Annotated in this window: 20 protein-coding genes; 15 read left to right on the top strand and 5 right to left on the bottom strand. The window is 65.6% G+C overall.

The features are described 5' to 3' along the window. Positions 1-154: 154 nt before the first annotated feature. The 10 genes from QQL87_RS24165 (at position 155) to QQL87_RS24120 (ending at position 17,050) form a co-directional block, all read left to right on the top strand. A complete protein-coding gene (locus QQL87_RS24165) occupies positions 155-2,182 on the top strand; it encodes a methyl-accepting chemotaxis protein (RefSeq protein WP_284421245.1) in 2,028 nt (675 codons plus the stop codon). Positions 2,183-2,425: 243 nt separating this feature from the next. Continuing rightward, on the top strand, positions 2,426-4,117 hold the full coding sequence (locus QQL87_RS24160) for a methyl-accepting chemotaxis protein (RefSeq protein ID WP_284421244.1): 1,692 nt from the start codon (positions 2,426-2,428) through the stop codon (positions 4,115-4,117). A gap of 269 nt (positions 4,118-4,386) precedes the next feature. Further along, on the top strand, positions 4,387-6,414 hold the full coding sequence (locus QQL87_RS24155; RefSeq protein ID WP_284421266.1) for a methyl-accepting chemotaxis protein: 2,028 nt from the start codon (positions 4,387-4,389) through the stop codon (positions 6,412-6,414). A gap of 215 nt (positions 6,415-6,629) precedes the next feature. Then, entirely contained in the window at positions 6,630-8,336 is a 1,707-nt protein-coding gene (locus QQL87_RS24150) for a methyl-accepting chemotaxis protein (RefSeq protein ID WP_284421243.1), read from the top strand. A 280-nt stretch (positions 8,337-8,616) separates the two neighbouring features. Continuing rightward, entirely contained in the window at positions 8,617-10,245 is a 1,629-nt protein-coding gene (locus tag QQL87_RS24145; RefSeq protein ID WP_284421265.1) for a methyl-accepting chemotaxis protein, read from the top strand. Between the two features lie 247 nt (positions 10,246-10,492). Further along, the gene (locus QQL87_RS24140) at positions 10,493-12,169 is read left to right on the top strand and encodes a methyl-accepting chemotaxis protein (RefSeq protein ID WP_284421242.1); all 1,677 of its coding nucleotides are present in this window, start codon (positions 10,493-10,495) and stop codon (positions 12,167-12,169) included. A 278-nt stretch (positions 12,170-12,447) separates the two neighbouring features. Further along, entirely contained in the window at positions 12,448-14,139 is a 1,692-nt protein-coding gene (locus QQL87_RS24135) for a methyl-accepting chemotaxis protein (protein ID WP_284421241.1), read from the top strand. A gap of 343 nt (positions 14,140-14,482) precedes the next feature. Then, positions 14,483-15,448, top strand: coding sequence for an MBL fold metallo-hydrolase (locus QQL87_RS24130; RefSeq protein WP_284421239.1), 966 nt, complete (start codon positions 14,483-14,485; stop codon positions 15,446-15,448). A 39-nt stretch (positions 15,449-15,487) separates the two neighbouring features. Further along, positions 15,488-16,591 carry a J domain-containing protein gene (locus QQL87_RS24125; protein WP_284421238.1) on the top strand — a complete coding sequence of 368 codons (1,104 nt, stop codon included), beginning with the start codon at positions 15,488-15,490 and terminating at the stop codon, positions 16,589-16,591. Between the two features lie 120 nt (positions 16,592-16,711). Further along, on the top strand, positions 16,712-17,050 hold the full coding sequence (locus QQL87_RS24120) for an antibiotic biosynthesis monooxygenase (RefSeq protein ID WP_284421237.1): 339 nt from the start codon (positions 16,712-16,714) through the stop codon (positions 17,048-17,050). Between the two features lie 90 nt (positions 17,051-17,140). On the opposite strand, the gene QQL87_RS24115 is transcribed toward QQL87_RS24120, so the two are convergent. Then, positions 17,141-18,655, bottom strand: coding sequence for an acetyl-CoA acetyltransferase (locus tag QQL87_RS24115; RefSeq protein ID WP_284421236.1), 1,515 nt, complete (start codon positions 18,653-18,655; stop codon positions 17,141-17,143). Positions 18,656-18,842: 187 nt separating this feature from the next. Here QQL87_RS24115 and yghU point away from each other — a divergent pair, with 187 nt between their 5' ends. After that, positions 18,843-19,718 (top strand): glutathione-dependent disulfide-bond oxidoreductase, encoded by an 876-nt coding sequence (gene yghU, locus QQL87_RS24110; RefSeq protein WP_284421235.1) that lies wholly within the window; start codon positions 18,843-18,845, stop codon positions 19,716-19,718. Positions 19,719-19,996: 278 nt separating this feature from the next. Here the strand turns inward: yghU and QQL87_RS24105 are convergent, their stop codons facing one another. Then, complete coding sequence (locus QQL87_RS24105) at positions 19,997-20,608, bottom strand: flavin reductase family protein (RefSeq protein WP_284421234.1); 612 nt, start codon at positions 20,606-20,608, stop codon at positions 19,997-19,999. 186 nt (positions 20,609-20,794) lie between these two features. Here QQL87_RS24105 and QQL87_RS24100 point away from each other — a divergent pair, with 186 nt between their 5' ends. After that, positions 20,795-21,088 (top strand): hypothetical protein, encoded by a 294-nt coding sequence (locus tag QQL87_RS24100; RefSeq protein WP_284421232.1) that lies wholly within the window; start codon positions 20,795-20,797, stop codon positions 21,086-21,088. A gap of 183 nt (positions 21,089-21,271) precedes the next feature. On the opposite strand, the gene QQL87_RS24095 is transcribed toward QQL87_RS24100, so the two are convergent. After that, a complete protein-coding gene (locus QQL87_RS24095) occupies positions 21,272-22,105 on the bottom strand; it encodes an alpha/beta fold hydrolase (protein WP_284421231.1) in 834 nt (277 codons plus the stop codon). Positions 22,106-22,273: 168 nt separating this feature from the next. Then, positions 22,274-23,053 (bottom strand): SDR family NAD(P)-dependent oxidoreductase, encoded by a 780-nt coding sequence (locus QQL87_RS24090; protein WP_284421230.1) that lies wholly within the window; start codon positions 23,051-23,053, stop codon positions 22,274-22,276. Between the two features lie 164 nt (positions 23,054-23,217). Between QQL87_RS24090 and QQL87_RS24085 the strand changes: the two genes are divergently transcribed. From QQL87_RS24085 to QQL87_RS24075, 3 genes are read left to right on the top strand one after another with little or no spacing between them, the layout of a single operon-like run. Beyond that, a complete protein-coding gene (locus QQL87_RS24085; protein ID WP_284421229.1) occupies positions 23,218-24,012 on the top strand; it encodes an enoyl-CoA hydratase/isomerase in 795 nt (264 codons plus the stop codon). Continuing rightward, positions 24,009-24,998 carry a phosphotransferase family protein gene (locus QQL87_RS24080; RefSeq protein WP_284421228.1) on the top strand — a complete coding sequence of 330 codons (990 nt, stop codon included), beginning with the start codon at positions 24,009-24,011 and terminating at the stop codon, positions 24,996-24,998. The genes QQL87_RS24085 and QQL87_RS24080 overlap by 4 nt, the downstream gene beginning before the upstream one ends. Then, positions 24,998-25,384, top strand: a complete 387-nt coding sequence (locus tag QQL87_RS24075; RefSeq protein ID WP_284421227.1) for a DUF6285 domain-containing protein — start codon at positions 24,998-25,000, stop codon at positions 25,382-25,384. Before QQL87_RS24080 ends, QQL87_RS24075 begins: the two co-directional genes overlap by 1 nt. A 121-nt stretch (positions 25,385-25,505) precedes the next feature. On the opposite strand, the gene QQL87_RS24070 is transcribed toward QQL87_RS24075, so the two are convergent. Further along, the gene (locus QQL87_RS24070; protein WP_284421226.1) at positions 25,506-26,285 is read right to left on the bottom strand and encodes an enoyl-CoA hydratase-related protein; all 780 of its coding nucleotides are present in this window, start codon (positions 26,283-26,285) and stop codon (positions 25,506-25,508) included. Positions 26,286-26,426: the final 141 nt, after the last annotated feature.

The following is a 26,426-nucleotide window of genomic DNA, read 5'->3' as shown; positions in this document are numbered from 1 at the left end:
ACTTGTCGCGAAAGTATTGTTTTCCTCGGAAAATATAGTTCGTTGAACGAACTTTTTGCACGGATGCGCTGCAGCATTAACGGTATTTAGGGAGCCTCACCCCTATAGGTTTACCTGGACGGTCGAGTGACGCGTCCATCCTGTGGGTGGGGCAATGAAACTGAACAGAATTGGCAACAAGCTCGGGCTTGCTGGCGCCGTTGGCGCGACGCTCGCGATCGGCATGATCGCAAATCAGATGATCGCGGAGACGGCTGTCAGCCGGGCCAACGAGCAGGCCGAGCGCGCGCGGCGGGTGGTCGAAAGCGTGATGTCGGCCAGCATCAACATGCAGCAGAGCCAGCTTGCGGGCCGCTCGGCGCGGCTGGCGCGGGTGCCGGCCGATGCCGAGAAGGCCGCCGCCGACATTCAGCAGTTCTCCACCGCCATGGTGACCGACATCGATGGCGCGCTGACCAATGTCGCCACGGCCCAGAACCGCGATCGGCTGGTCCGTCTGAAGGAACTGATGACGAACTATGCCGCTGGCGCGGTCGAGCTGGCGGAGGCGCAGAAAACCCTGCTGCTGCAGATCGACAAGCGCAGCGCCGTGTCCAACGAATGGACCAAGGGGCTGCAGGCCGTGCTGGGCTCGCCGACGCTGCCCAACCTCGCCTTCCGCGAGCGGGTCGAACGGCAGCTGCACGCCGCCGACGCCAAGCTGAACTACGTGCGGTCGCAGGCGTGGCGCTTCGGCATGACGGGCGATGCGTCCACGATCACCCTGATCAAGCAGACCGTGCCGGTGCTGAAGAGCTCGCTGACCGACGCGCGCATGCTCGCGGACGATCGCGAGATCCAGGCCGCGATCACCAGGCTCAACGGCGTCGCCTCCGATTTCGTCCTTGCCAATGACGAAGTGGTCAAGACCGAGGGCGTCAAGGAAGCGCTGCTGCGCGACCGCACGCTGAAATATCTCGCCGAGGCCGGCGAGCTGATGACGGCCTCGATTCAGGACGCCCGCGCGCGCAACGCCAGCGCCAGATATGATGCCAATGAGGTTGCCGCGCAGGCGAGCCGCATCACGCTGATCGTCGGATTGGCCGTGCTTCTCTCCGTCATCTGCTCGGTCGTATTCTCGTTCTTCGGTATCGCCCGGCCGCTGACGCGGCTCAACGGCGCGCTCGGCGAGATGGCCCGCGGCCGGCTCGACATCGAGATTCCCGGCGCGGCGCGCGGTGACGAGATCGGTGATCTCGCCAAGACCGTCACCGTGATCCGTGGCAATGCAGAGGAGAAGGCGCACGCCGAGGCCGAGGAGAAGATCGCGCAGGACGCTGTCGCGGCGCGCCAGCGCCGATCCGACATGCAGCGGCTCGCCGAGCAGTTCGAAGCGGCGGTCGGCGAGATCGTCGACACCGTGTCGGCCGCCTCGAGCCAGCTCGAGCAGTCCGCGACCACGCTGACCCACGCGGCGACGCGGTCACAGGGACTGACCACCGCCGTTGCATCCGCATCGGAGGAAGCCACCACCAACGTGCAGTCGGTCGCGTCCGCGACCGAGCAGATGGCGACCTCGGTCACCGAGATCAGTCGTCAGGTGCAGGAATCCGCGCGCATCGCCAACGACGCCGTCGGCCAGGCCCGCACCACGACCGGCCGCGTCAGCGAGCTGTCCAAGGCGGCCACCCGCATCGGCGACGTGGTCGAGCTGATCAACACCATTGCCGGGCAGACCAACCTGCTGGCACTCAATGCCACCATCGAGGCGGCGCGCGCCGGTGATGCCGGCCGCGGCTTCGCCGTCGTCGCCTCCGAGGTCAAGGCGCTGGCGGAGCAGACGGCGAAGGCGACCGGCGAAATCGGCCAGCAGATCTCGAGCATCCAGGTCGCGACGCATGAGTCGGTCGGCGCCATCAAGGAGATCTCCTCCACCATCGAGAAGCTGTCGGAGATCTCGTCGGCCATCGCCGCGGCGGTCGAGGAGCAGGGCGCCGCGACGCAGGAAATTTCGCGCAACGTGCAGCAGGCCGCGCATGGCACGCAGCAGGTCTCGGCCAACATCGCCGACGTCGAGCGTGGCGCCGCCGAGACCGGCTCGGCGTCCGCTCAGGTGCTGGCCGCGGCTCAGGCGTTGTCAGGCGACAGCAGCCGCCTCAAGCAGGAGGTCGCGAGCTTCCTCGGCTCGGTGCGGGCGGCGTGATGGCGGAGTGCAGGATCCGCTGAGAGCTGGCGAGACTGAGCGATTGAAGGGCCGTAGCGTCATGCGCTCCGGCCCTTCTTCTTTTGCGGTCTCGTCGCAGACCATCGCCGCGCCTCAGGGAGGATCGGCGCCCCGTAACTCTACGGTGTGCGATTTTAACGCTGTTCGATCAAAACGCTCTTAAAAATAAGCGGAGCTTAACTATCAATCGTGGCGGCACCGCCGGCCCAAAGAGGTCCTTTCATGTTCGCCAGCATGTCGATCCGCGCGAAGATCATCACTGTCGTGGCCTTCATGCTCCTGATCCTGACCGGCACGGGTCTTCTCGCCGTCAAGAACATGCGCTCGATGAACAGCGACACGGTCGAGATCACGGCCAATTGGCTGCCCAGCGTCCGCGTCCTCGGAGAGCTCCGTGCCAACGTCATCACCTATCGCAACGTGGTGCGCGAGCACATGCTCGCCGAAGCGCTCGATGACAAGCTTGCCCAGGAGAAGACCGCCGCGATGGTCGTGGATCTGATTGCAAAATCCCGCCAGAGCTATGAGCAGATGATAAGCTCCCCGGAAGAGCAGGCGAACTACAAGGATTGGAGCAAGCTCTGGGACCAATACCGGAATGGTGTCGAGCAGGTGATGGCGCTGTCGCGCAAGGCCGCCGGTCAGGTCCCGCATGAGGCGCATGCGCTGAACCAGAACACGGTCAACAAGATCGGGCTGGCGGCGGACGAGGTGCTGAAGAAGGGCATCGATCTCAACAACGCCGGCGCCGACCAGGCATCCAGCAACGCCGCGGCGACCTATTCGTCGGCCTTCTTGACGCTCTCGGTCATTCTCGGTCTCGCCGTGGTGGCCGGGATCGCGGTGAGCTTCTCCCTCGTGCGCAGCGTCTCCAACGGCATCGACTCGATCGTGACGCCCATGCAGGCGTTGGGCGAGGGCGATCTCTCCGCCGAGATTCCCCATCGCGGCGAGAAGACCGAGATGGGGGCGATGGCCAACGCACTGCAGATCTTCAAGGATGCATTGATCGCCAAGAAGGCCGCCGACGAAGCGGCGGCCAAGGACGCCGAAGCGAAGATCGAGCGCGGCCGCAGGGTCGATGCCGTCACGCGCCAGTTCGAAGCCGTCATTGGCGAGATCGTCAATACCGTGTTCTCGGCGTCGAACCAGCTGGAGAATTCGGCAAGCACGTTGACCGCGACCGCCGACCGCTCGCAGCGTTTGGCGACGACCGTGGCCTCGGCGTCGGAGGAAGCCTCGACCAATGTGCAGTCGGTGGCCTCGGCCACCGAGGAGCTGTCGTCGTCGGTGACCGAGATCAGCCGCCAAGTGCAGGAATCGGCGCGCATGGCGAGCGAGGCCGTCACCCAGGCGCGGAGCACCAACGATCAGGTGGGTGAGCTGTCGAAGGCGGCCGCGCGCATCGGCGACGTCGTCGAACTCATCAACACCATTGCCGGCCAGACCAATCTGCTGGCGCTCAACGCCACGATCGAGGCGGCCCGCGCCGGCGAGGCGGGCAAGGGCTTCGCCGTCGTCGCCACCGAGGTCAAGGCGCTGGCGGAGCAGACCTCGAAGGCGACCGGCGAGATCGGCCAGCAGATCTCCGGCATCCAGGCCGCGACGCAGGAATCGGTGAATGCGATCAGGACCATTTCGGGCACGATCGAACGGCTGTCGGAGATTGCGTCGGCCATCGCTGCCGCGGTCGAGGAGCAGGGCGCAGCGACGCAGGAAATCTCGCGCAACGTGCAGCAGGCGGCGCAGGGCACCCAGCAGGTCTCGTCCAACATCGCCGACGTGCAGCGCGGTGCGAGCGAGACCGGATCGGCCTCGTCGCAGGTTCTGTCTGCAGCGAAGTCATTGTCGACGGACAGCAACCGCCTGAAGCTCGAGGTCAGCCGATTCCTGGAGACGGTGCGCGCGGCATAGACGCGCACAAGGCTGGTCGCGTCCTGCAACCGTGGCGGGCGGCCGGAGCGAGACGGAGCAACATATGCGCAGCCCGTGGGCTGCGCATTTTTTTGCTCCCCAACAACGTTCATGGCGCTCCGGGCCGACGGCTGAATCCGTAATCCTACGGAGCATCTGCTTAAGCCTTCTTAGAATGCTGAACTGGAAATTGGTTCCACATCGGAACAATTTTTCAAGTTGCGGAAACTAGGTTGCCCAGGCAACCGATCCAGAAGGCAATCGACCAGATGATAAAGCTCAACCGCATCGGCTACAAAATGGGAATGGCCGGCCTTGCGGGCATTCTCCTCTCGCTCGGCATGCTGTTCAATCAGCAATCGTCGCAGAACGCGATCGACGCTGCAATGAAGGCCGCGGACGTACAGAACACGATCCGCAAGAACGTGCTCGTGGCAGACGCTGATCTCCGCAACCTGCAACTGGCCAACCGCGGCGTTCGCCTCTCGAAGAGTGCGGCCGAAGTCGACAGGTTTCTCGATGAGGAACGCCAGGCGCACGCCAAGATCGGCAAGAGCATCGACGCGGCGGCTGCGCTGGCGTACCGCCCGGATACGAAGGACCGGCTCGGCAAGATCAAGTCGTTTGCCGCAGACTACATGCAGGCGGCGGACGAGACCGCGCGGCTGCAGAAGCAGGTGCTTTCGCTGCAGGAGGGCCGCAACGCCGTCTCGTCGGATTGGCGCAAGCAGGTCGATACGCTGCTTGCATCCTCGGCGGTCAAAGACGCGCCCGAGAGCAGCGAGATTGAGAAGCACATCTATGCCGCGGACTCCGCGATGACATCCGTGCGCGCCGCTGCCTGGCGCTTTGCCGCGACCAACCAGCCGGAGCTCAAGGACGAAATCGTCAAACGCTTGAAGCTCAGCGGCGACGAACTCGCCGTAACCTTGACCAAGCTGCCTGCCACCAGCCATTCGGCGATCGAACGGCTCAGCGGGCTGCTGAAGAGCTATGGCGACTCCGTTACGCAGACAGTGTCGGCAGAGGAGGCCAAGAACAAGAGTGTCACCGAGCGAGCCCGTCCGGCTGCAGCTGAGGCGACCAAGCTGATGACGGAATTGGTCGCGACCGCCGAGCAGCGCACAAATGAGGCGAAACAGGCGGCCGATGCCGAGCTTGCCAGCGCCGGCCGTATAGCGCTGCTGCTGTCGGGCGCCATGCTGGTGGTTCTCGTGGGCTCCGTGGCCTTCGGCTTCCTGGGCGTGTCACGTCCGATCACTGGTCTCGATGGTGCGCTCGGCCGCATGGCTTCGGGCGATCTCGACATCAAGATCCCCGGTGCCAATCGGGGCGACGAGATCGGCGACATGGCCAAGAACGTCGTCGTCATCCGTGAGAACGCCGAAGCCAAGGCGCGCGAAGAGGCGGAGGCGAAGGCGAACGCCGACAAGAAGGCGGCCGAACAGCGCAAGCGCGAGATGCAGCAGCTTGCCGATGCCTTTGAGGCCTCTGTCGGCCAGATCATCGGCACGGTGTCGGCAGCCTCGGACGAGCTGGAAGCCTCGGCCAAGACCCTGACCGCGACCGCCGAGCGGTCCGAGCAGCTGGCGATCACCGTCGCGTCCGCGTCGGAGGAAGCGTCGACCAACGTGCAGTCGGTCGCATCTGCCACCGAGGAGCTGTCGTCGTCGGTCACCGAGATCAGCCGGCAGGTGCAGGAGTCTGCTCGCATGGCGAGCGGTGCGGTTGACCAGGCGCGCCGGACCAACGACCAGGTCAGCGAGCTGTCGAAGGCCGCGGCCCGAATCGGCGACGTTGTCGAGCTCATCAACACTATCGCCGGCCAGACCAATCTCTTGGCGCTCAATGCGACCATCGAGGCGGCGCGCGCGGGCGAAGCGGGGCGCGGCTTCGCGGTCGTCGCGACCGAGGTGAAGGCACTGGCGGAGCAGACCTCGAAGGCCACCGGCGAAATCGGCCAGCAGATCGCCGGCATTCAGGCAGCCACCCAGGAGTCCGTGACCGCCATCCGCGCCATCTCCGGGACCATCGAGAAGCTGTCGGAAATCTCCTCGGCCATTGCGGCCGCGGTGGAGGAGCAGGGCGCGGCAACCCAGGAGATCTCGCGCAACGTCCAGCAGGCTGCGGCCGGAACGGAGCAGGTGTCCTCCAACATCAGCGACGTGCAGCGCGGCGCCACCGAGACCGGCTCGGCCTCGTCGCAGGTGCTGTCTGCGGCGCAGATGCTGTCGGGCGACAGCAGCCGGCTGAAGACCGAAGTCTCGCGCTTCCTGGAGACGGTGCGCGCGGCCTAGTGGGCCTTTACATTTCAGCGTCAGGGGGGCGGACCAGCATGGCTGCGCCCCCTCCGCGTTTATACGGTCCGAGAAGATACGGGCCGAAAAATTAAGGAATCATGCGGGTTCCATTATCAACTTGACGACGTTTCATCTCGATTAGTTGCGGAAAGACGCATTCCGCGGCTGCTTTTGGCTTGTCGCCAATCAGCCATCAATCAATGAGGATGTCGATGTCGTTTCTGTCCCGCTTTCGCGTACTGACGAAGATCCTGGCGATCGTTCTGCTCTTGAGCGGCGTCACTGCAGCTGTTGCGTATATCGCGACCAATGCTCTGTACGATCAGAATCAGAATGCGGAACGAATGGTCCGCGCGGCGCATCGCTCGCTGCTCGCTGCGCGCGCCAACACCAACATCATGTCGATGGTCAGTGAGGAATTCCGCAGCGCGCTCGATCCCAGCACCGACAACCGCAATGCGGCGCATCACGCCATCGATGAAGAATCCAAGATTTTTGACGAGCGGCTGGCGGAGATCGCGAAGACGACAGACAAGGAAACGGTGGCCATGCTGCCGGAGGTGCGTGCGGCATTCGCCAACTACAAGAACACCGTCGCAGCCACGCTGGTGGCGGTTGAAACTGCTTCGGCAGTGCCGACCACCGAGGCCGCCAAGACGCTCATGGGCGTGGTCTTGAAGAGTGACGAGGCTGCTCAACAGCTTCGCAAGAAGATGCGCGCCGTCGCGGACAGGATGGAACATCGTGTCGTGGAAGCTGCGAAGGAAACAGCGGAAGAATATCACGCGACGTCGCGGACATTGATGGTCGTGGTGACGACCGGTATTCTAATTGGCCTGTCGCTCGGCTTCGTGATTGGCCAGTTCGGCATCGCCAAGCCGATGCGTGCGCTGGTCGCGGTCCTGCAGCGGATGGCCAAGGGCGAGGACGTCGCGGTCACCGGCGAAGGCCGTGGCGACGAGATCGGCGAGACCGCCGAGGCCGTCAACCAGATCAAGCTGATGCTCGCCGACAAGGCGCGCCAGGAGGCCGAAGCCAAGGTCGAGACGGACAGACTCATCGCCGAGCAGCGCCGGGCCGAGATGCACAGGATGGCCAACGGCTTCGAGGCGGCGGTCGGCGAGATCGTTCATACGGTGTCGTCGGCATCGACCGAGCTCGAAGCATCGGCGACGACCCTGACGACCACCGCGACCCGGTCGCAGGCGCTCGCGACGACGGTCGCGGCGGCCTCCGAGGAAGCCTCGACCAATGTGCAGTCGGTCGCCTCCGCGACCGAGGAAATGTCCTCCTCGGTCTCCGAGATCAGCCGCCAGGTGCAGGAGTCCGCGCGCATGGCCAGCGAAGCGGTCGACCAGGCGCGGCGCACCAATGAGCGCGTCGGCGAGTTGTCGAAGGCGGCGACCCGCATCGGCGACGTCGTCGAGCTGATCAACACCATTGCCGGCCAGACCAACCTGCTGGCGCTGAACGCGACCATCGAGGCCGCGCGTGCCGGCGAAGCGGGCCGCGGCTTTGCGGTCGTCGCCTCCGAGGTCAAGGCGCTGGCCGAGCAGACGGCCAAGGCGACCGGCGAGATCGGCCAGCAGATCGGCAGCATCCAGACGGCGACGCAGGAATCCGTCGGCGCCATCAGGGAGATTTCCGGCACCATCGAGAAGCTGTCGGAGATTTCCTCGGCCATCGCCGCCGCGGTGGAGGAGCAGGGCGCCGCGACCCAGGAAATTTCGCGCAACATCCAGCAGGCCTCGATCGGAACCCAGCAGGTATCATCGAACATCGCCGAGGTGCAGCGCGGCGCCAGCGAGACCGGCTCGGCCTCGTCCCAGGTGCTGTCGGCGGCGCAGATGCTGTCCGGTGACAGTAGCCGGCTCAAGCTCGAGGTCGTTCGCTTCCTTGATACGGTGCGCGCGGCCTGATTGCGGCGCGCAGCTCTCGGCGAGATCAGGGCGTGGCCGGCAAGCCGCGCCCTCTATTCATGCGCCGATGGGTCACAAGGAGCGGTCGCGCCGATGCCCGTGTCACTACGGCCGCAATCGTTAACGCCCGATTTAGTTGTCATGGCGAATTGTCACCATATCCCGTTAAGCCGCCGCCTGCCCGCTGCAGGGGCCCCAAACCCCTTAGGGAATTCGCATGCTCTCGTTCCTGATGAACATGAGGACGTCGCGCAAGCTCGCCGCCGCCTTCCTTCTGACGATGATCGTCTCCGGCATCGCCAGCATCATCACATGGCAGAACCTCTCCACGCTGGCTCAGAACAACGCATGGACCGTTCATACCTATCAGGTGATGGACCAGGCCAAGATTTTGGTCTCCGCGATGGTGGATGCCGAAACCGGCGTGCGTGGCTTCCTGGTCGGCGGCACCGACAATTTTCTCGAGCCCTACAGGAATTCTGATGCGGCCTTCAAGAAGGCGCTCAGCGAGGTCAAGCAGCTGACGTCCGACAATCAGTCCCAGCAGCGCCGCTTCGATCAGATCGCGCAGGCCGCTTCCGGCTGGCGCCAGGATGTTGCGGAGAAGGAGATCGCGCTGATGCGCAATCCGCAGACCGTGGCGGAGGCGCGCAACCTCGAAGCCTCGGGCGCCGGCAAGAAGTACATGGACGGTCTCCGCGTGCTGGTGAAGGAGGCGGTCGACGCCGAAGAGTCGCTTCTGAAAGTCCGTGCGGATGCCGCCGACGCCGCCCTGGCCTCATCGCGGACCGCGATCATCATGGGCGGCATCACGATGGCCGTGATCGCGCTGATCTCGCTGTTCCTGCTGAATTCCGCGGTCACGCGTGGCATCACCAGCATGACGGCCGCGATGGGGCGGCTGGCCAACAACGATCTCTCCGTCACCATCCCCTATGCCGATCGCCGCGACGAAGTCGGCGAGATGGCCAAGGCCGTGCAGATCTTCAAGGACAACGCCATCCGCGTCCAGGCGCTCGAAGCCGAGCAGAAGGAGACGGAACAGCGTCAGGCCGCGAACCGCCGCCGCGACATGATGGACCTCGCCGGCCGCTTCGAGCAGACCGTCGGCGACATCGTCAACGCCGTGTCGACCGCGTCGGGCCGTCTCGAGACGTCCGCGAATACGCTGCGCCGCTCCGCCGAGCGGTCGCAGGAGATCACCACGACGGTGACCTCGGCCTCCGAGCTGGCCTCGAGCAATGTGCAGTCGGTTGCCTCGGCCACCGAGGAGCTGTCCTCGTCCGTCACCGAGATCAGCCGCCAGGTGCAGGAATCGGCCCGCATGGCCAACGAGGCCGTCAATCAGGCACGCCGCACCAACGAGCAGGTGAGCGAGCTGTCCAAGGCGGCCGCGCGCATCGGCGACGTCGTCGAGCTGATCAACACCATTGCCGGCCAGACCAATCTGCTGGCGCTGAACGCGACCATCGAGGCGGCGCGCGCCGGCGAAGCCGGCCGCGGCTTCGCCGTGGTCGCCACCGAGGTCAAGGCGCTGGCCGAGCAGACCTCCAAGGCCACCGGCGAGATCGGTCAGCAGATCTCCGGCATCCAGAGCGCGACGCAGGAATCGGTCGGTGCGATCAGAGAGATCTCGACCACGATCGAGCGGCTCTCGGAGATCGCCTCGACGATCGCCGCCGCGGTCGAGGAGCAGGGCGCCGCGACCCAGGAGATTTCCCGCAATGTCCAGCACGCCTCGCAGGGCACCAAGGATGTCTCGACCAACATCGTCGAGGTGCAGCGCGGCGCCAACGAAACCGGCTCCGCCTCGTCCGAGGTGCTGTCCGCGGCGCAGGTGCTGTCAGCCGACAGCAACCGCTTGAAGATCGAGGTGAGCCGCTTCCTGGAAACGGTGCGGGCCGCCTGATCTCACCTTTGTCCATCGCACCGGGGGGCGTGGCCGCGAGGCTGCGCCCCTCTTTTTATCGTGTCAAATGCGTCCGCAAGGCTGTTTGCATATAAATGCCTCAGGTCAACGAGTTGATATGCAGCCCGTAATACTACCGGACGCCATTCCAAATTAACTTAGATTAAGCGCGCTGGCGCGAGGTTGGTTCGGATGCAATCATTGCATTCAGAATCAGAGAGAACGTCTCGTGCTCAGAAATCTTCGTATGGTCTTCAAGGTCGGGCTGATCGCTCTCCTCATGGGTGGCATCATGATCGGCATCGTCAGCTACATGTCTGGCCAGATGTCTGCCATCGACGCGGCCTATACCGACGTTGTGAAGCGGATCGACAGTTCAACTGTCTTGCTGGCCAGAACGGGCCGCCGCGCCGAAACGTACCGCGCGTCTGCGTTTGCTCTGCTGACCGAGACGACGGAAGCCGGCAACGCGCGTCTGCTCAAGGCGGCCGGCGACACGTCGGCGCAGGTGATAGACGGCCTGAACAAGATCAAGACGGATCTTCCGGAGCGGGCCAGCACCACCGGCAAACTGATCGAGAGTTTCGCGAAGGCGTTTGCAGTGTGCGGTCCCGTCATCCAGGCGGCCGCTAACGCGACCACTCCTGAGGAAAACGCAAAGATCGCCGAACAAATGCGTGCAGAGTGCGACGGTCCGCTCCACGCGGCGGTCGACGCGCAGATCAAGGAAATCGCCGATGTCGTGTCGTTCTCAGAGGCCACGGCCAAGGAGCAACACGACAATGCCGCCACGATCGCACGCAACTCGCTGATCGCAGCCGTCGCCGCGACCGTTCTCGCGATCGGCGCTGCGCTTGCCGCGGGTGTGTTCGGCATCGCCAGGCCGATGCAGGCCCTCGTCGACGTGCTGCGGCGGATGGCGCGCGGCGAAGCTCCGGCGATGGTGGGCGTCGACCGCAAGGACGAGATCGGCGACACCGCGCGCGCGGTGGAAGGCGTCGGCAAGATGCTCGCCGAGAAGGCGCGCCAGGAGGCCGAGGCCAAGGTAGAGCAGGACAGGATCGCCGCGCAGCAGCGCCGCGCCGAGATGCAGAGGCTGGCGGACGGCTTCGAGGCGGCCGTCGGCCAGATCATCGACACCGTGTCGTCGGCGTCCACGCAGCTGGAATCGTCGGCCACGTCGCTGTCGTCGAACGCCGACCGCTCCAAGCAGCTGGCGACCACCGTTGCCGCGGCGTCCGAGGAGGCTTCGACCAACGTGCAGTCCGTCGCGTCCGCGACCGAGGAGCTGTCGTCGTCCGTCACCGAGATCAGCCGCCAGGTGCAGCAGTCGGCCCGCATGGCCGGCGATGCGGTCGGGCAGGCGCGCTCGACCACCGACCGCGTCGGCGAGCTGTCGAAGGCTGCGACCCGCATCGGCGACGTCGTCGAGCTGATCAACACGATCGCCGGCCAGACCAACCTGCTCGCGCTCAACGCCACCATCGAGGCGGCGCGCGCCGGTGAGGCCGGCCGCGGCTTCGCCGTCGTCGCCTCCGAGGTGAAGGCGCTGGCGGAGCAGACCGCCAAGGCGACCGGCGAGATCGGCCATCAGATCGGCAGCATCCAGACGGCGACCCAGGACTCGGTCTCCGCCATCCGGGAGATCTCGGTCACGATCGAGAAGCTGTCGGAGATCTCGTCGACGATCGCGGCGGCTGTCGAGGAGCAGGGCGCGGCGACGCAGGAGATCGCCCGCAACGTGCAGCAGGCCGCAGCCGGCACCGGCGAGGTGTCATCCAACGTCGCCCATGTGCAGCGCGGCGCGATGGAGACCGGGAGCGCGTCGTCGCAGGTGCTCTCGGCGGCGAAGCTGCTCTCGGCCAACAGCACCCGCCTCAAGTCTGAGGTGTCGCGCTTCATGCAGACGGTGCGCGCAGCCTGATCCGAGGCGGCAAGGCCACAGCGATGAACAACTTCCGGAACGGCGGCGAACATGGTTCGCCGCCGTTTCTCGTTGGGACGGGGAGGTCGAAGCCGGCGCAAGGCTGCGCAGAATGGTTCAACCTCTGGATTGAATTTGATGATTCCGCAGTTTTACGGTTTTGATACTTTATCTTAGGTTAAGCGGACTGCGCGATGATTGATTGATCAGTTGCGAAAATATTAGTCGCACGAACGAGCGTGCGATCAATCGGCAGCCCCCACAGCGAGAGCCGCGCCATGCGTAAGAACCTGCCCGTCACCAATGTCGAATATCCGATTACGGATGATACGCTGATCGTGTCGAAGACCGACGCCAAGGGCAAGCTGACGTTCTTCAACCGGGATTTCGTCGACGCGGCCGGCTTCACCGAGGCCGAGCTGATGGGGCAGCCGCACAACATCGTCCGTCACCCTGACATGCCGCCGGAAGCATTCGATAATCTCTGGACGACGCTGAAGGCAGGCCGTCCCTGGGTTGGCGCGGTGAAGAACCGCCGGAAGAATGGCGACTACTACTGGGTTCTGGCGACGGCGTCGCCGATCCGCAAGGATGGCCAGATTGTCGGCTACACCTCGGTGCGGACCAAGCTGCCGTCCGACCAGCGGGCCGAGGCCGAGCAGGTCTATGCTGCGATCCGTGAAAAGAAGCCGCACGGCTACAAGATCAATGACGGCATCGTCCGCCACCGCTCGGTGTTCGACCATCTCGCGATGTTCAACGGAACGATCGCAGCAAGGCTGCGCACTTTGCTCGGGCTGCAGATCATATTCCTGATCGCGCTCGGCGTGATCTCGTTCGGCGAGGGCGGGCTCGGCGGCATGACCTCGGCGGGGATCGCTGCTGTCGGTATCATCCTCTGTGGCCTGGTCGGCTCGCGCACGATGAGCGCGGTCGCCGGTCCGCTCGACCATCTCAACGAGACGATGGAGAGCATCACCCAAGGCAAGCTCGATACCCGCATGCGCATCGAGCGCGACGACGAGATCGGCCGCGCGCTGCGCAACCTGCAGACCGTGCAGACGATGGTGCGCTTCAACGCCAGGGAGCTCGTGGAGCAGGAAGCGCGCGCGACTACCTCGCGCAAGCGAGAGATGTCGGAGCTCGCCGAAAACTTCGAAGGCGCCATTGGCAACATCGTCGACACGGTGTCGAGGGCCTCGACCGAGCTCGAGAGCTCGGCCAACTCGCTGTCGAGCACGGCCATGCGCGGGCAGGAGCTGTCCACCAGCGTTGCTGCGGCCTCCGAAGAGGCCTCGGCCAACGTTCAGGCCGTCGCCTCGGCGACCGAGGAACTGACGTCGTCGGTCAGGGAGATCAGCCGCCAGGTCCAGGAATCGGCGCGGATCGCATCGGATGCAGTCGGCCAGGCTCGCCGTACCAATGATCGGGTCGGCGAGCTGTCGAAGGCCGCAACCCGCATTGGTGACGTCGTCGAGCTGATCAACTCGATTGCCGGCCAGACCAACCTGCTTGCGCTCAACGCCACCATCGAGGCGGCGCGCGCCGGTGAAGCCGGGCGCGGCTTCGCGGTGGTGGCCTCCGAGGTGAAGGCGCTGGCCGAGCAGACCGCCAAGGCCACCGGCGAGATCGGGCAGCAGATCTCCGGCATCCAGTCGGCGACGCAGGAATCGGTCGGTGCGATCAGAGAGATCTCGACCACGATCGAGCGGCTCTCGGAGATCGCCGCGACCGTTGCCGCGGCCGTCGAGGAGCAGGGTGCGGCCACCGCGGAGATCTCCCGCAACATTCAGCACGCCGCGACCGGCACGCAGCAGGTCTCGTCGAACATCACCGACGTGCAGCGCGGGGCCGGCGATACCGAGGAGACGTCGAGCCAGGTGCTCACGGCGGCGCGTCAGCTGTCCGGCGACAGCAACCGTCTCAAGCAGGAGGTCAGCCGCTTCCTTCAATCGGTTCGCGCCGCCTGAGGACGACGCGACCGGTGACGATGGTCAAAACGGCCAGCCGTCGCGTTCGTCAGTTGAACGGTTGTTGCTGCGTCGCACTGCCAGCAGGTCGTACTTGGCACGAGATCCTTGCAGAAGCCGGACGATCATGTCGCGCGCATCAGCTCCCCTCGGCCGCGCCCTGACGGGCGGACGCTGAACCGTTGCAAACACCGCACACTGGATCGCCCGGCCAGAAACGCCGCTGTGGCGCCATAATCCCGCTAAGGTGCAAAGGTTCACTTGCATCTCCGGTTTGTTCAACCAGCGGTACAGATTTGTGGCGGGCAGTGTGACGGCGTGCGGACCATCGCGCAGGACCCTGGTGCTGTCGGCAGCAACCGCTGCCGCAGCCTTCGGCCTCGACGCCGGTCTTGCCGTGGTCGACGCCAAGCCGCGCCGGCGCACCGAGGACCCCGAACGCGGCTTTTGCCGGATCACGGTCGGCGAGGCCGAGGTGATCGCGCTCTATGACGGCATCTGGGAGAAGCCGCACGAGGCGGGCTTCTTCAGCAACGCCAGCATCAGCGACGTCAAGGACGCGCTGCGTGCAGCGGGCTTCAATCCCGCCTTCGTCCCGATTCCGATCTCGACCTATGTGGTGCGGCTGAAGGGCAAGACCGTGCTGTGCGATGCCGGCGGCGGTGGACAGGTGCAAGGCTACAACTCGGACTCGATCTTCATCTCGGGCCGCATGCTGGACAACCTCAAGGCGGCCGGCATTCGTCCGCAGGAAATCGACACCATCCTGATCTCGCATTTCCATCCCGATCATATTTTCGGACTGCTGCGCGAGGACAGCGACGCCCCCGTGTTTCCCAATGCCGAGATCATCGTTGCTGCGGCCGAGCACAAGTTCTGGACCGATCCCGCGCTCACCAGCCGCCTGCCGCCGTGGCGGCAGTCGCTGGCCCGCCGCATCCAGAGCGTGATCCCGAGCTGGAAGAACGTGCTGCCCGTCGAGGGCGAGGATGAGGTGGTGCCCGGCATCCGCTTCGTCAGCGCGCCCGGTCACACGCCGGGCCATACGGCCTTCCACCTCAGCTCCGGCCCGGAGCAGCTGATGATCTCCGGCGATACCGCCTATGTGCCGGCGTTCTGCCTGCGCCATCCGGAGTGGCACGGCGCCTATGATCAGGATGGGCCGGCCGCCGAGGTCAGCCGTCGCAAATTACTCGATCGGATTGTCGCGGACAGGATGCTGATCTGCGGTTCGCATTTTCCATGGCCCGGATTTGGCCGGCTCGTTCGCGATGGCGCCCATTATGCGCTCGACATGCTCCCGGCATGATCCTGAACGAAGCTCCAGAGGAGGCCTCGGGGCGGCATTATGAAGACGCATTACGAGGTGCTCGGGGTTTCGCCGCGCGCTGATCTCGAGACGATCAAGCGGGCGTTCCGGCAGGCGGCGAAGGCGCACCACCCCGACCTGCGGGGCGGTGGCGATGCCGCGTCAGAGCATCAGCTCAAGATGATCATCGTGGCCTACAAGGTGCTTCGCGATCCTGGTTTGCGGGCCGAGTATGATGCCAGCCTCGCCTTCGAGCGCGATCGCGCCCGGCGGGAGCGCTGGGACGCCATCCTGCAGTTCACCGCGGCCACGTCTGTGCTCAGCGCGATCCTGATCGGGCTGGAGATCCTGCTGCTGCCGTCGGTCAGCGACTGGCTGAGCAAGCCGGAGACGACGCGCTCGGTCACGCTTCAACCATTGCCTCCGCCGCGCGCCATGCCGCCGCGCGATCCAGGCGGCGAGGCGGCGCCCGTCGCGAAGGATGCGGCGGCCAGCGCCGTGCCATCGCCACCGCCCGCGGCGGCCGGGCCGGCGTCGTTGCCGGCGATCGAGGCGACAGCCGGAGAGGTGGTCTCCGAGGCGCCGACATCGGCTGCAGCCTTCCTGAAGCGAGGGCTAGAGCGCAGCCAGCAGGGGAATCTCGACGGCGCCATCGCCGACCTCGATGAGGCAGTCCAGCTCGCGCCGCGCAATGCCGACCTGTATCGCTACCGCGCCCGGGAGCTCGGCCGCAGAGGCCGCTTCGACCGCGCGCTGGCCGACTATGAGCGGGCGATCCGGCTCGATCCGAACAATCCGGCCCTGTTCCACGATCGTGCGCTGGTCCTGCAGCAGAAGGGCGAGCTCGACGAGGCGCTGGTCGATCTCGATCGCGCGGTGCGCATGAGCTTCAGCGATCCCGAACTCTACAGCGACCGCGGCGCTATCTGGCTGGCGAAGGGGAGCTACGACCGCGCGCTCGCCGATTTCAACCAGGCGCTCAAGCTGAGCCCGGGCCTCGCGGTCGCGACTGCCCGCCGCGACGAGGCGCTGACGCGCAAGCGCGAGCAGCAGATCGCCGACGACGGTCGCGTCCGTCCGGAGACCTCCGAAACGACGGGGGCGCTGCCCGTGAATGGCACGCCCAGGCGCAGCGGGCGCTGAGCCGCACGCGGTCGAGAGGCGCGCCCTTTGACATCCAGAACGCGCGGAGCAGCGTTCCGATGACACCGGTCTGCGCGGTCGATACGGCCACGTCGCGGTCGGCTGTTCCAGGAGCGCATCATGGGTGTCTACGTCTCTGTCACCGGCTTCCGTCCGCATCCCGGGCTGGCCCGCCTGGCGCGGTTCTGGTGGCGCACGTGGCGGGCCGCGCAGCAGGCGCGTCGCGCGCCCGGCAATCTGCGGGCCGAGCTGCGTCCCGCCGGCGGCATCTATCACACCATGACCGTCTGGACGGACGAAGCCAGCATGCGCGCCTATGTCAGAAGCGGCGCCCATCGCCGCGCCATGATCGGCTTCCGCGACCTCGGCGGCGGCAGGACTCTCGGCTTTGCAGCGGATGCCGAGCCCTCCTGGGAGGTTGCCTATGCGCGCTGGCAGCGCGAGGCGCGGGAGGTGTGAGCCGCAACTGATCGTCTCACACTCACTGTCATTGCGGGGCAAGGCCGCAGGCCTCGAACCCGGAATGACAGTATGGCGCTGCAGGCTGTCCTAATTGACCCGCCACTCCGGCACGCCGTCGGCCGCCATGGTGATCGCGCCGAGCGTGCCGACAGGTGACCGGTCCTGATCCATCAGCCGCGCCAGCGTCGCCTGGTGATGCGCCGGCACACGCGCGAGCGTGCGCGTGTCCTGCTCGGTGCGCAGCATCACCACGCCGTGCTCGACCTCGCCGTTGCGATCGAACAGCGCGGTGAAGCTCTCGACCTTGCCGGGGCCCGCCGCTTCGCCGACGAACGCCGGCGCCGCGGCGCGCTGGCGGTCGGCCTCGGCCTGCGCGCTGACGTCCTGCGACAACGACGAGGGCGGCTCGCGCGAGATCACCAGCGCATGATGCTTGGTGACGAAGCCGCCCTGGCCGTAGAGCAGGCCGCGCCTGGCGCCGCCACCGCCGCGCAGCCGCCGCACCATCGCGCAGGCGGCATGCGTCATGTAGGTGTTGAGCGGCGCGCCGAAGAAGGTCAGCCCGCCGGTGACGGTCGGCTCGACGTCTGCGCCGAGCCCCAGGGTTCGCCGCGCCATCTTCGGCACGCAGGGAAAGCAGCTGTAAAGCTCGATGACGTCGAAGGCCGCGCCCGTGCCGCCGACGAGATTCATCGCCGCCTGCAGCACCGCGTTCTGCGGATGGCTCTCGGCGAACTGATCGCGCGTGAGATAGTCCCGCGGGTCCTCGGCCGAGGCGCCACCGAGCGGATAGATCATGCGATTGTCGGCAATGCCCGCGGTGCGCGCTTTGGCGAGGCTGGTCAGGATCAGCGCCGCGCCCATGTTGACCATGGGGTTGGCCACCATCAGCTTGGTGTAAGGCCAGGCAATCGCGCGGTTGTCGGGCGAGGGCGTGGTAATCTCCTCTGGCGCGAAATGCCGCTTCAGCCAGGCATTCGGATTGTAGGCGGCGACCGCCGAGAAGCGCGACCACAGCTCGCCGGATTCGGCGAGCGCCTGCCGCGGCGTCTGCCCCCATTTCGCTGAACTCGCGACCTCGTAGAACGGATAGACCGAGACCGGACGGAACACGCCGAGCTTCACCGCCAGCGGCTTCTGGAACGCTGCGCCGCGCTTCGGCTCCTCGACATCGTGCGCGAACGGCGTCCAGGGCAGGGCGACGCCGCCACGCTCGGCCTTGGTCGCGGTCGATTGCGCCTCCGCGCCGCAGACCACCGCGACCTCGCATTCGCCGCGCGCGATGCGCAAGGCGGCCTCATGCAGAAAACGGATCGGGCTCTCGCCGCCCACCGGCCCGTAATAGCAGTGCGCCGGCTTGACGCCGAGCCGCTGCGCCAGCGCCTGCTCAGGGTCGCGATAGCGCCAGCTCAGGAAGTTCACGACGTCGAGCGAGCCGAGACCCTGGATCAGCTTGGCGCCGGCGTCATTTTCCGCGCGGCGGATCGCCTGCTCGAGCAGCGCCAGCGGCTCCAGCCCCTCGGCGACGTCCTTGGGGCGATCGACGACTTCGCCGACGCCGACGATCACGGCAATGCGTTCCGGGGGCAGAGTTGCAGTCATGGACGTTTCCAGGCAGGAGCGGCCCGTGACGAGCCGTCATTGTTGTCTTGTCTCGGTTCTGTCACCGCAGGTTCGACCAGGCAATGCAGAAAATGCTGGCGGCGCCCGCGCGCAGCACGGCTTCCGCTCCGCGGCATATGCGCTTAAAACCTCTGCTCCTTTATCGCCGCTCACGCCGGAGTCATTCGTGTCCGAACAGAACAGCTATGTGCCGCCCAAGGTCTGGACCTGGAACAAGGCCAGCGGCGGCCGCTTCGCCAACATCAACCGTCCGATCGCGGGGCCCACGCACGAGAAGGAATTGCCGGTCGGCCGTCATCCCTTGCAGCTTTATTCCTTGGGGACGCCGAACGGCGTCAAGGTCACGGTGATGCTGGAGGAGCTTCTGGCGCTCGGCCATGTCGGTGCGGAATATGACGCCTGGCTGATCCGCATCGGCGAGGGCGACCAGTTCGGCTCCGGCTTCGTCGCGATCAATCCGAACTCGAAGATCCCGGCGCTCTTGGACCGCAGCGGGCCTGAGCCGGTCCGCGTGTTCGAGTCCGGCGCGATCCTGGTGTATCTCGCCGAGAAGTTCGGCGCCTTGCTGCCGACCGAGCCCGCCAAGCGTGCCGAATGCCTGTCCTGGCTATTCTGGCAGATGGGCGCCGCGCCCTATCTCGGTGGCGGCTTCGGCCATTTCTATGCCTATGCGCCGACCAAGATCGAATACGCCATCGACCGTTTCGCGATGGAGGTGAAGCGCCAGCTCGACGTGCTCGACCGCCGACTCGCCGAGAGCGAATATCTCGCCGGCCCCGACTACACCATCGCCGACATCGCGGTGTGGCCGTGGTACGGCGCGCTGTCGAAGGGGCTGCTCTACGAAGGCGGCGAATTCCTCTCGGTGCAGGACTACAAAAATGTGCAGCGCTGGACCGACCAGATCGCCCAGCGCACGCCCGTCAAGCGCGGCCGCATGGTCAACCGCGTCTCTGGCGATCCAGCCAGCCAGCTGCACGAACGCCACGACGCATCCGATTTCGACACCAAGACGCAGGACAAGATTGGGCCGGGCAAGTAGTTGCTCGCGTTGCTCTTGTAGTTGCTCCTGTAGGGTGGGCAAAGGCACTCCACCGCCATTTCGGCAAACACAGTCTCGCGCGCCGTGCCCACCGCCTTGACTCACCACCACCGAGGGTGGGCAAAGCGTCGCCTGACGGCGCCGCTTTGCCCACCCTACGATTCTGCGGTCATGGTGAGCACCAACCGTCATTGCGAGGAGCGAAGCGACGAAGCAATCCAGAGTCGCGCGCGTAACTCTAGATTGCTTCGCTTCGCTCGCAATGACGGTGAGTTACCTCACCCCAATCCCTTCGCCGGCGGGAAATCCATCCGGTCATTCGTGCGGCAATAGCGGTCGGCGAACATGCGCCCGACCGGGTGGAACAGCTCCATCTCGACCCGCATCTTCTCCGTGTTCCACAGTTCGTCGCGGATGTGGAAGGCGAGGCCCTCGCCGAGCACCAGCACGCGGTCGCCGTTGACGTCGATCAATTGCCAGGTCTTGCACTCCATCGCGAACGGCGCCTCCGCCAGTCGCGGCACCCCGATCATGCGCGACGGCGCCAGCTTCAATCCGAGATGATCCGGCTCGCTCACGTCGGGCGGAAAGTCGCCGCCGGTCTCGTGCATCGCCTGCGCCAACGGCTCGTCGGTGATGTGCACGACGAACGCGCCGGCCCGGCGGATGTTGACGAGCGTATCCTTGACCCGGCCGTCGGGCCGCAGATTGATCGCGAACACGCACAGCGGCGGGTCCTCGCCGAGCACGTTGAAGAACGAGAACGGCGCAGCGTTGACGACCCCACTCTCGCTCGTCGTCGTCACCCAGGCGATCGGACGCGGCAGCACGAAGGAGGTCAGGATCTTGTAGCGCTCGCGCGGGCTGAGATCGGTCGAGAGGTATTCCATGGGTTGGCCTCTGGTGCGTTGGTGACCCGACCGTAGTGGGCGTTGATGCGATGCGGAAGCCGATATTGCGGGCAGCGGCTGCGCGTCACGGCTGCAGCGGCGCCTTCGGAAATTCCAGGATCCCGAGGAACGGCTGCGGCGGCGCCACGTTCGACCAGCACAGCAATGACAGAAAGAGGTCACGCCATGAAACCCATGATCAGCCTGTTTGCGTTTGCGCTCGTCGTCTCGGCCACCTCGGCCCTGGCGCAGGGCGGCCAGCCGACCACGTCGCCGACGAGCGCGCAGAATTCCGGAGCCGGCATCCAGGGCGCTCCCGGCAACAAGAATGGAGCGTCGATTGACAATGGCAGCGGCACGGTCGGTGCTGCGCCAACGATCAATCGGCAGAACCCGGACGTCAGCGCGCAGGATCCGTCGAACATCAAGGGCATGCCGGGCAACAAGAACGGCCCGCCGGCCAAGAAGCCGCAGAACTAACAGTGTTGAGATCGCGTTTCGGCGGCTGCGCGATGCGCAGCTGCCAACCACGTTTCCCGGTTTGCCGCAGGCTGTACCGTTGCCTTGCCTCGGCTTTCAGAGGGCTGTCTCTGCCCAACTCTCGGACGCAAATTGCGCCGCGAGAGGGCAGAGAGGGCAGCGGCTCTCGCATGCGCGTGCGGCTCAGGGCAGCGCGGCCGCGCCGTTGGTGACGATGAGATTGTCGGTATCGGCCGGCGCCAGCTGGCTGGTCGTCTCGCCGCCGAGATATTTGTCGAGCGTCGCCTGGATCCGCTCACGCGCCGTGTAGGGGCCGCGATCGCTCATCCAGGTGTGCTGGAACTCGGTCTTGATGATGTCGATGCGGTTCTTTCCGTCGACATGCGAGGGCAGCACGCCCGGGTCGGTCTTGAACTCGGGGTCATCGGACCGGAACGACAGGATCTTCAGCTTGTCCCGGATGACGAACGGAACGCGCAGATTGTCCAGGGTCACCACCTGTGAGACGAGGTTCGGATGCTCCTGGGCGAAATACATCGCAGTGTCGCCGCCATTGGAATGGCCGACCAGCGTCAGATGCTCGTAGTCGGCGTTGGGATGACGCTGCTTCATCTCCCGCAGCACGCAGAGGATGTTGGCCTCGCCCTTCTTGTAGACGTCGAGCCGGCCGACATAGGGCATCCCGACCTTGGTTACGAGCGGAGGATCGGTCGGCAGGTCCTGCTGGATGCTGGCGACCAGATAGCCGCGGGCGGCAAAGACGTTCGCGAGGAACGAGTACTCGGTGTTCTTCACGGTGTTGCCGTTGCTGATGATCGCGACCGGCAGCCGCCACAGCCCGGCATCGGCCTTCATCTCATAGTCCCGTCGCACCGCGACGTCGACCGTGATCGGCCGCTGCCGCGCGGCATCGAAGAACTCGCGGCTCTCATGCGCGATACCCCACTTGGCCATGGCGAAATAGCCGACCACAGCCAGGGCAGACACACAGGCCAAAACCGTCACACCGCGCTTCATGGCGTCCTTCCCTTGGAGTTCTCCTCGTCATGTGATGGGGGATAACGCCGAGGTCACGGGGGCGTGGCAGCTCAGACAGCATTAAATTTCGGAAATCTTGGAATAGGGGGCGGGAACGAATCTGGCCTCGGTGGACCGGCGCACCGGTCCACCGTACCTCCTGGCCGGTCAGAACGCGGTATAGCCGCCGTCGATCACGAAGCAGTCGGCGGTATGATACGACGACGCCTTGCTCATGAGGTAGACGGCGATGCCGCCGAAATCCGACGGTTCGCCGAAGCGGCGCACCGGAATGCGCGGCATCACGTTGGCGACGAATTTCTCGTTGCCCATGATTCCCGCGGTCATGTCGCTCTTGATCCAGCCGGGCAGGATGGCGTTCGCGGTCACGCCGTAGCGCGCGAGCTCGACGGCAAGGGCACGGCACAGCGCGTTGAGCGCGGCCTTCGTTCCAGCATAGTGCTCGTTGCGCGCGGTGCCGAACAGCGAGGCCAGGCTCGACGTCGCGACCAGCCGGCCGAACGGATCGCCAGCTTCGGCGCGCGCCGTCATGTGCCTGGCAGCCGCCTGGAAGGCGTGGAACACGCCGTCGAGATTGGTCGCGAACATCGTGCGCCATTCCTCCTCGCTACGCTCGATGAAGGGCTTGCGGCCGCCGCCGCCGATTCCGGCATTTGCGAAGCAGCCGTCGACGCGGCCGAAAATGTCGAGCGTCGCCTTCATCGCCTCATTGACGGAGGCGGAGCTCGTCACGTCGCACACACGGGTATCGACCTTGCCGGGGCCTGCGGCCATCGAGGCTGCAGCGGCCTTGTTCTTCTCGGCGTTGCGGCCCCAGATCGAGACGTTGCAGCCACTGGACGCAAGTGCCTGGGCGATGCCGAGGCCTATGCCTCCATTGCCGCCGGTGACGACGGCCACACGGCCGGTGAGATCGAATAGAGTCATAGGCGTTTCCGTCGATGTGAGCGCGCTATCAGCGCTTCGGTTATTTGGATGATCCAACCATGGACAAGCGAAGCGCAAAAATCAAATATGCTGCTCGAACCGCGCTGCGCTTCGAATTTCCGCCGCGAAGAATGCAGCGACCGACAAGCTCTTGAGAGGAAACCATGCAGTTCAAGCACGTCACGCTCGATTTCGACGGGCCCGTCGCCGTCCTTACGCTCGATCACCAGGAGGTCATGAACGCCGTCTCGATCGACATGCTCGGCGGGCTGGCCGAGGCGCTCGACGAGATCGAGGAGAAGAAGGCCGAGGTGCGCTGCCTCGTCGTGACAGGCGCGGGCCGCGCGTTCTGCACCGGCGCCAATCTGCAGGGCCGCAACGCGCAGGCCAAGCCCGGCCGCAGCAATGCCGGCGCTGCGCTCGAGACCGCCTTCCATCCGTTCCTGCGCCGCCTGCGCAATCTGCATTGCCCGATCGTGACATCGGTGAATGGTCCCGCCGCCGGCGCCGGCATGAGCTTCGCGCTGATGGGCGACATGATCCTGTGCGCGAAGTCCGCTTACTTCTTGCAAGCCTTCCGCCGCATCGGCCTGGTGCCCGATTGCGGTTCGACCTGGCTGCTGCCGCGCCTCGTCGGCAAGGCCCGCGCGATCGAGCTGTCGCTGCTCGGCGAGAAGCTGCCGGCGGAGACGGCATTGCAATGGGGCCTCGTCAACCGCGTCTATGACGACGCGGCCTTGAAGGAGGAGACGATGAAGCTCGCGCATGAGCTCGCCAACGGACCGACGGTCGCGCTCGCGCAGATTCGCGGGCTGTATTGGGACAGCCCGGAGAACTCGTTCGAGGAACAGCTCAACGCGGAATTCCAGGCCCAGCGCATCGCAGGCGGCACGTCGGACTTCAAGGAGGGCGTCACCGCATTCCTCGAAAAGCGTCCGGCCAAGTTCAAGGGCCAATGATCGAGGCCGAGCTCTCCCGCTGTGTCGCTGCGTTCATGCCGGGCGCGACCGGCGTGCGCGGCGCCGCCAAACTCTCCGGCGGCGCCAGCCAGGAGACATGGCGCTTCGACATCGTCCATCCCGACGGCGATGTCGGCGCCATCCTGCGCCGCTCGCCAAAGGGCTATGGCGCCGCACCCGGCCGCGCCGCGGGGCTCAACAACGAGGCGGCGCTGATGCGGCTGGCTTATGCGGCCGGCGTGCCGTCGCCCGAGGTGTTGCACGTGCTGCAGCCTTCAGACGATCTCGGAACCGGCTTCATCATGCGCCGTGTCGACGGCGAGACCATCGCGCGCAAGATTTTGCGCGATGCTGACTATGCGCAAGCGCGGCCACGTCTCGCGCGCCAGCTTGGACAGATTGTGGCCGGCATTCACAGCATCGCACGCGACGCGTTGCCTGATCTGCGCGAGATGAATACGACGACGGAGATCGCAGAGCTCGCGCGCGAATACGGCAGCTTCGACTGGCCGCGGCCGGTGTTCGATCTGGCGCTGCGCTGGCTGTCGCAGAACGATCCCGGCCCGTCGGCCGAGGTGACCCTGGTGCATGGTGATTTCCGCAACGGCAATCTGATCATCGGTGCCGATGGTGTTCGTGCCGTGCTCGACTGGGAGCTCGCCCATCTCGGTGACCCCATGGAGGACCTCGGCTGGATCTGTGTCAACTCCTGGCGGTTCGGCGAGATCGACAAGCCGGTCGGCGGCTTCGGCCCGCGCGAGGAGCTGTTCGCCGGCTACGAGGCCGCTGGGCGCAAGGTGGATTCGGCACGGGTCAAGTTCTGGGAGGTCATGGGCACGTTGCGCTGGGGCGTGATGTGCTGCGGCATGATGCAGCGATTCCGCATCGGCCCCGACCACTCGACGGAACGCGCGATGATCGGCCGCCGCGCCTCGGAAACCGAGATCGATCTGTTGCGATTGCTGGCGCCGCGGGGAGAGGGCTGATGCAGGACGAACCGACGCCGACCGAACTGGTGCAGGCCGTGGCTGACTTCCTGCGCACCGACATCGCGCCGCTGATCTCGGGCCACCAGGCCTTCAAGCTCAGGGTCGGCATCAATGCGCTCGATCTCGTCGTGCGGCAGCTGACGCAGGCGGCTGCAGCGGAGGACGAGGAGCATGCTCGGCTGAAGCAGCTGCTTGGACGCGACGGTGACCTGCTCACGCTGAACCGAACGCTTTCGGAGCAGATCGCTAACGGTGCCGTTGATCTCACAACGCCGGGCTTGAAGGATCACCTCTGGCAGACGACGCTCGCCAAGCTTGCCGTCGATCAGCCGAACTACGCCTCCTACAAGCGCGAGGTGGGGAGGGGCACTGATGGCTCCTAACTCTCCGGCGTCATGCCCCGGCTTGACCCGGGCATCTGTCTTCTCACGAATCTGCCGCGAGACGTGGATGGCCGGGTCAAGCCCGGCCATGACGGAGTGGGGTGAAACCCGCACCGCGGACTTACCGCCCCAGCCATTTCGGCGGCCGCTTCTCGGAGAACGCCTTCGGTCCCTCGACATAGTCCTGCGAGTGGATCATCGCCTGCACCGCCGGATAGTCGCGCTGCTCGGTGATGGCCTGCTCCAGCGACACGGCGAGGCCCTTCTCGATCGCCTGCTTGGAGGCGCGGATCGACATCGGCGAGTTCTTGGCGATGGTCTCGGCCCAGCGCTCGGCGGCGGTCAGCGCCTCGCCCTGCGGCACCACCTCGTTGACGAAGCCGAGCTCGTGGCCCTCGCGGGCGCCGACGTGACGGCCGGTCAGAATCATGCCCATCGCGCGCTTCATGCCGATCTGGCGCGGCAACCGCTGCAGGCCGCCGGCGAGCGCGGCGAGGCCGACGCGTGGCTCAGGCAAAGCGAAGGTCGCGTTCTCCGACGCGATGATCAGGTCGCAGGCGAGCGCGATCTCGAAGCCGCCGCCCATCGCGACGCCATTGACGGCGGCGATCAGCGGCTTGTCGCAGTCGAATCGCGAAGTGAGGCCGCCAAAGCCGCTTCGGCCCCAGCCGCGCTTGCCGCCGGCCGCCTGCCATTTCAAATCGTTGCCGGCGCAGAACGCCTTGTCGCCCTCGCCGGTGACGATCGCGACCCATTGCTCGGGATCGGCGGCGAAGCCGTCGAATACCGCCTCAAGTTCGTAGTGTGCGTCGGTATGCAACGCGTTGTAGACCTCGGGGCGCGACAGTGTCACGATCGTGATCGGTCCCTTGCGCGCGATCTTCGAAAACTTCAGCTCCATCGGCCGTTCCTCCTGTTTTCTGATGATTGGCAACCTCGCGCAAGCTTAGCGCCTGCGCCGACCTTAAGGTCATCCAAATACGCAACGGCGCTGCGCGCGACAAGCACGCAATGCCCATGGGCAGAAGCCTCGCCGGTCCAG

It is taken from the genome of Bradyrhizobium sp. SSBR45G (genome assembly GCF_030159255.1).
In the GTDB taxonomy this organism is placed as follows: domain Bacteria; phylum Pseudomonadota; class Alphaproteobacteria; order Rhizobiales; family Xanthobacteraceae; genus Bradyrhizobium.
This window is presented reverse-complemented; position numbering and strand designations above follow the sequence as displayed.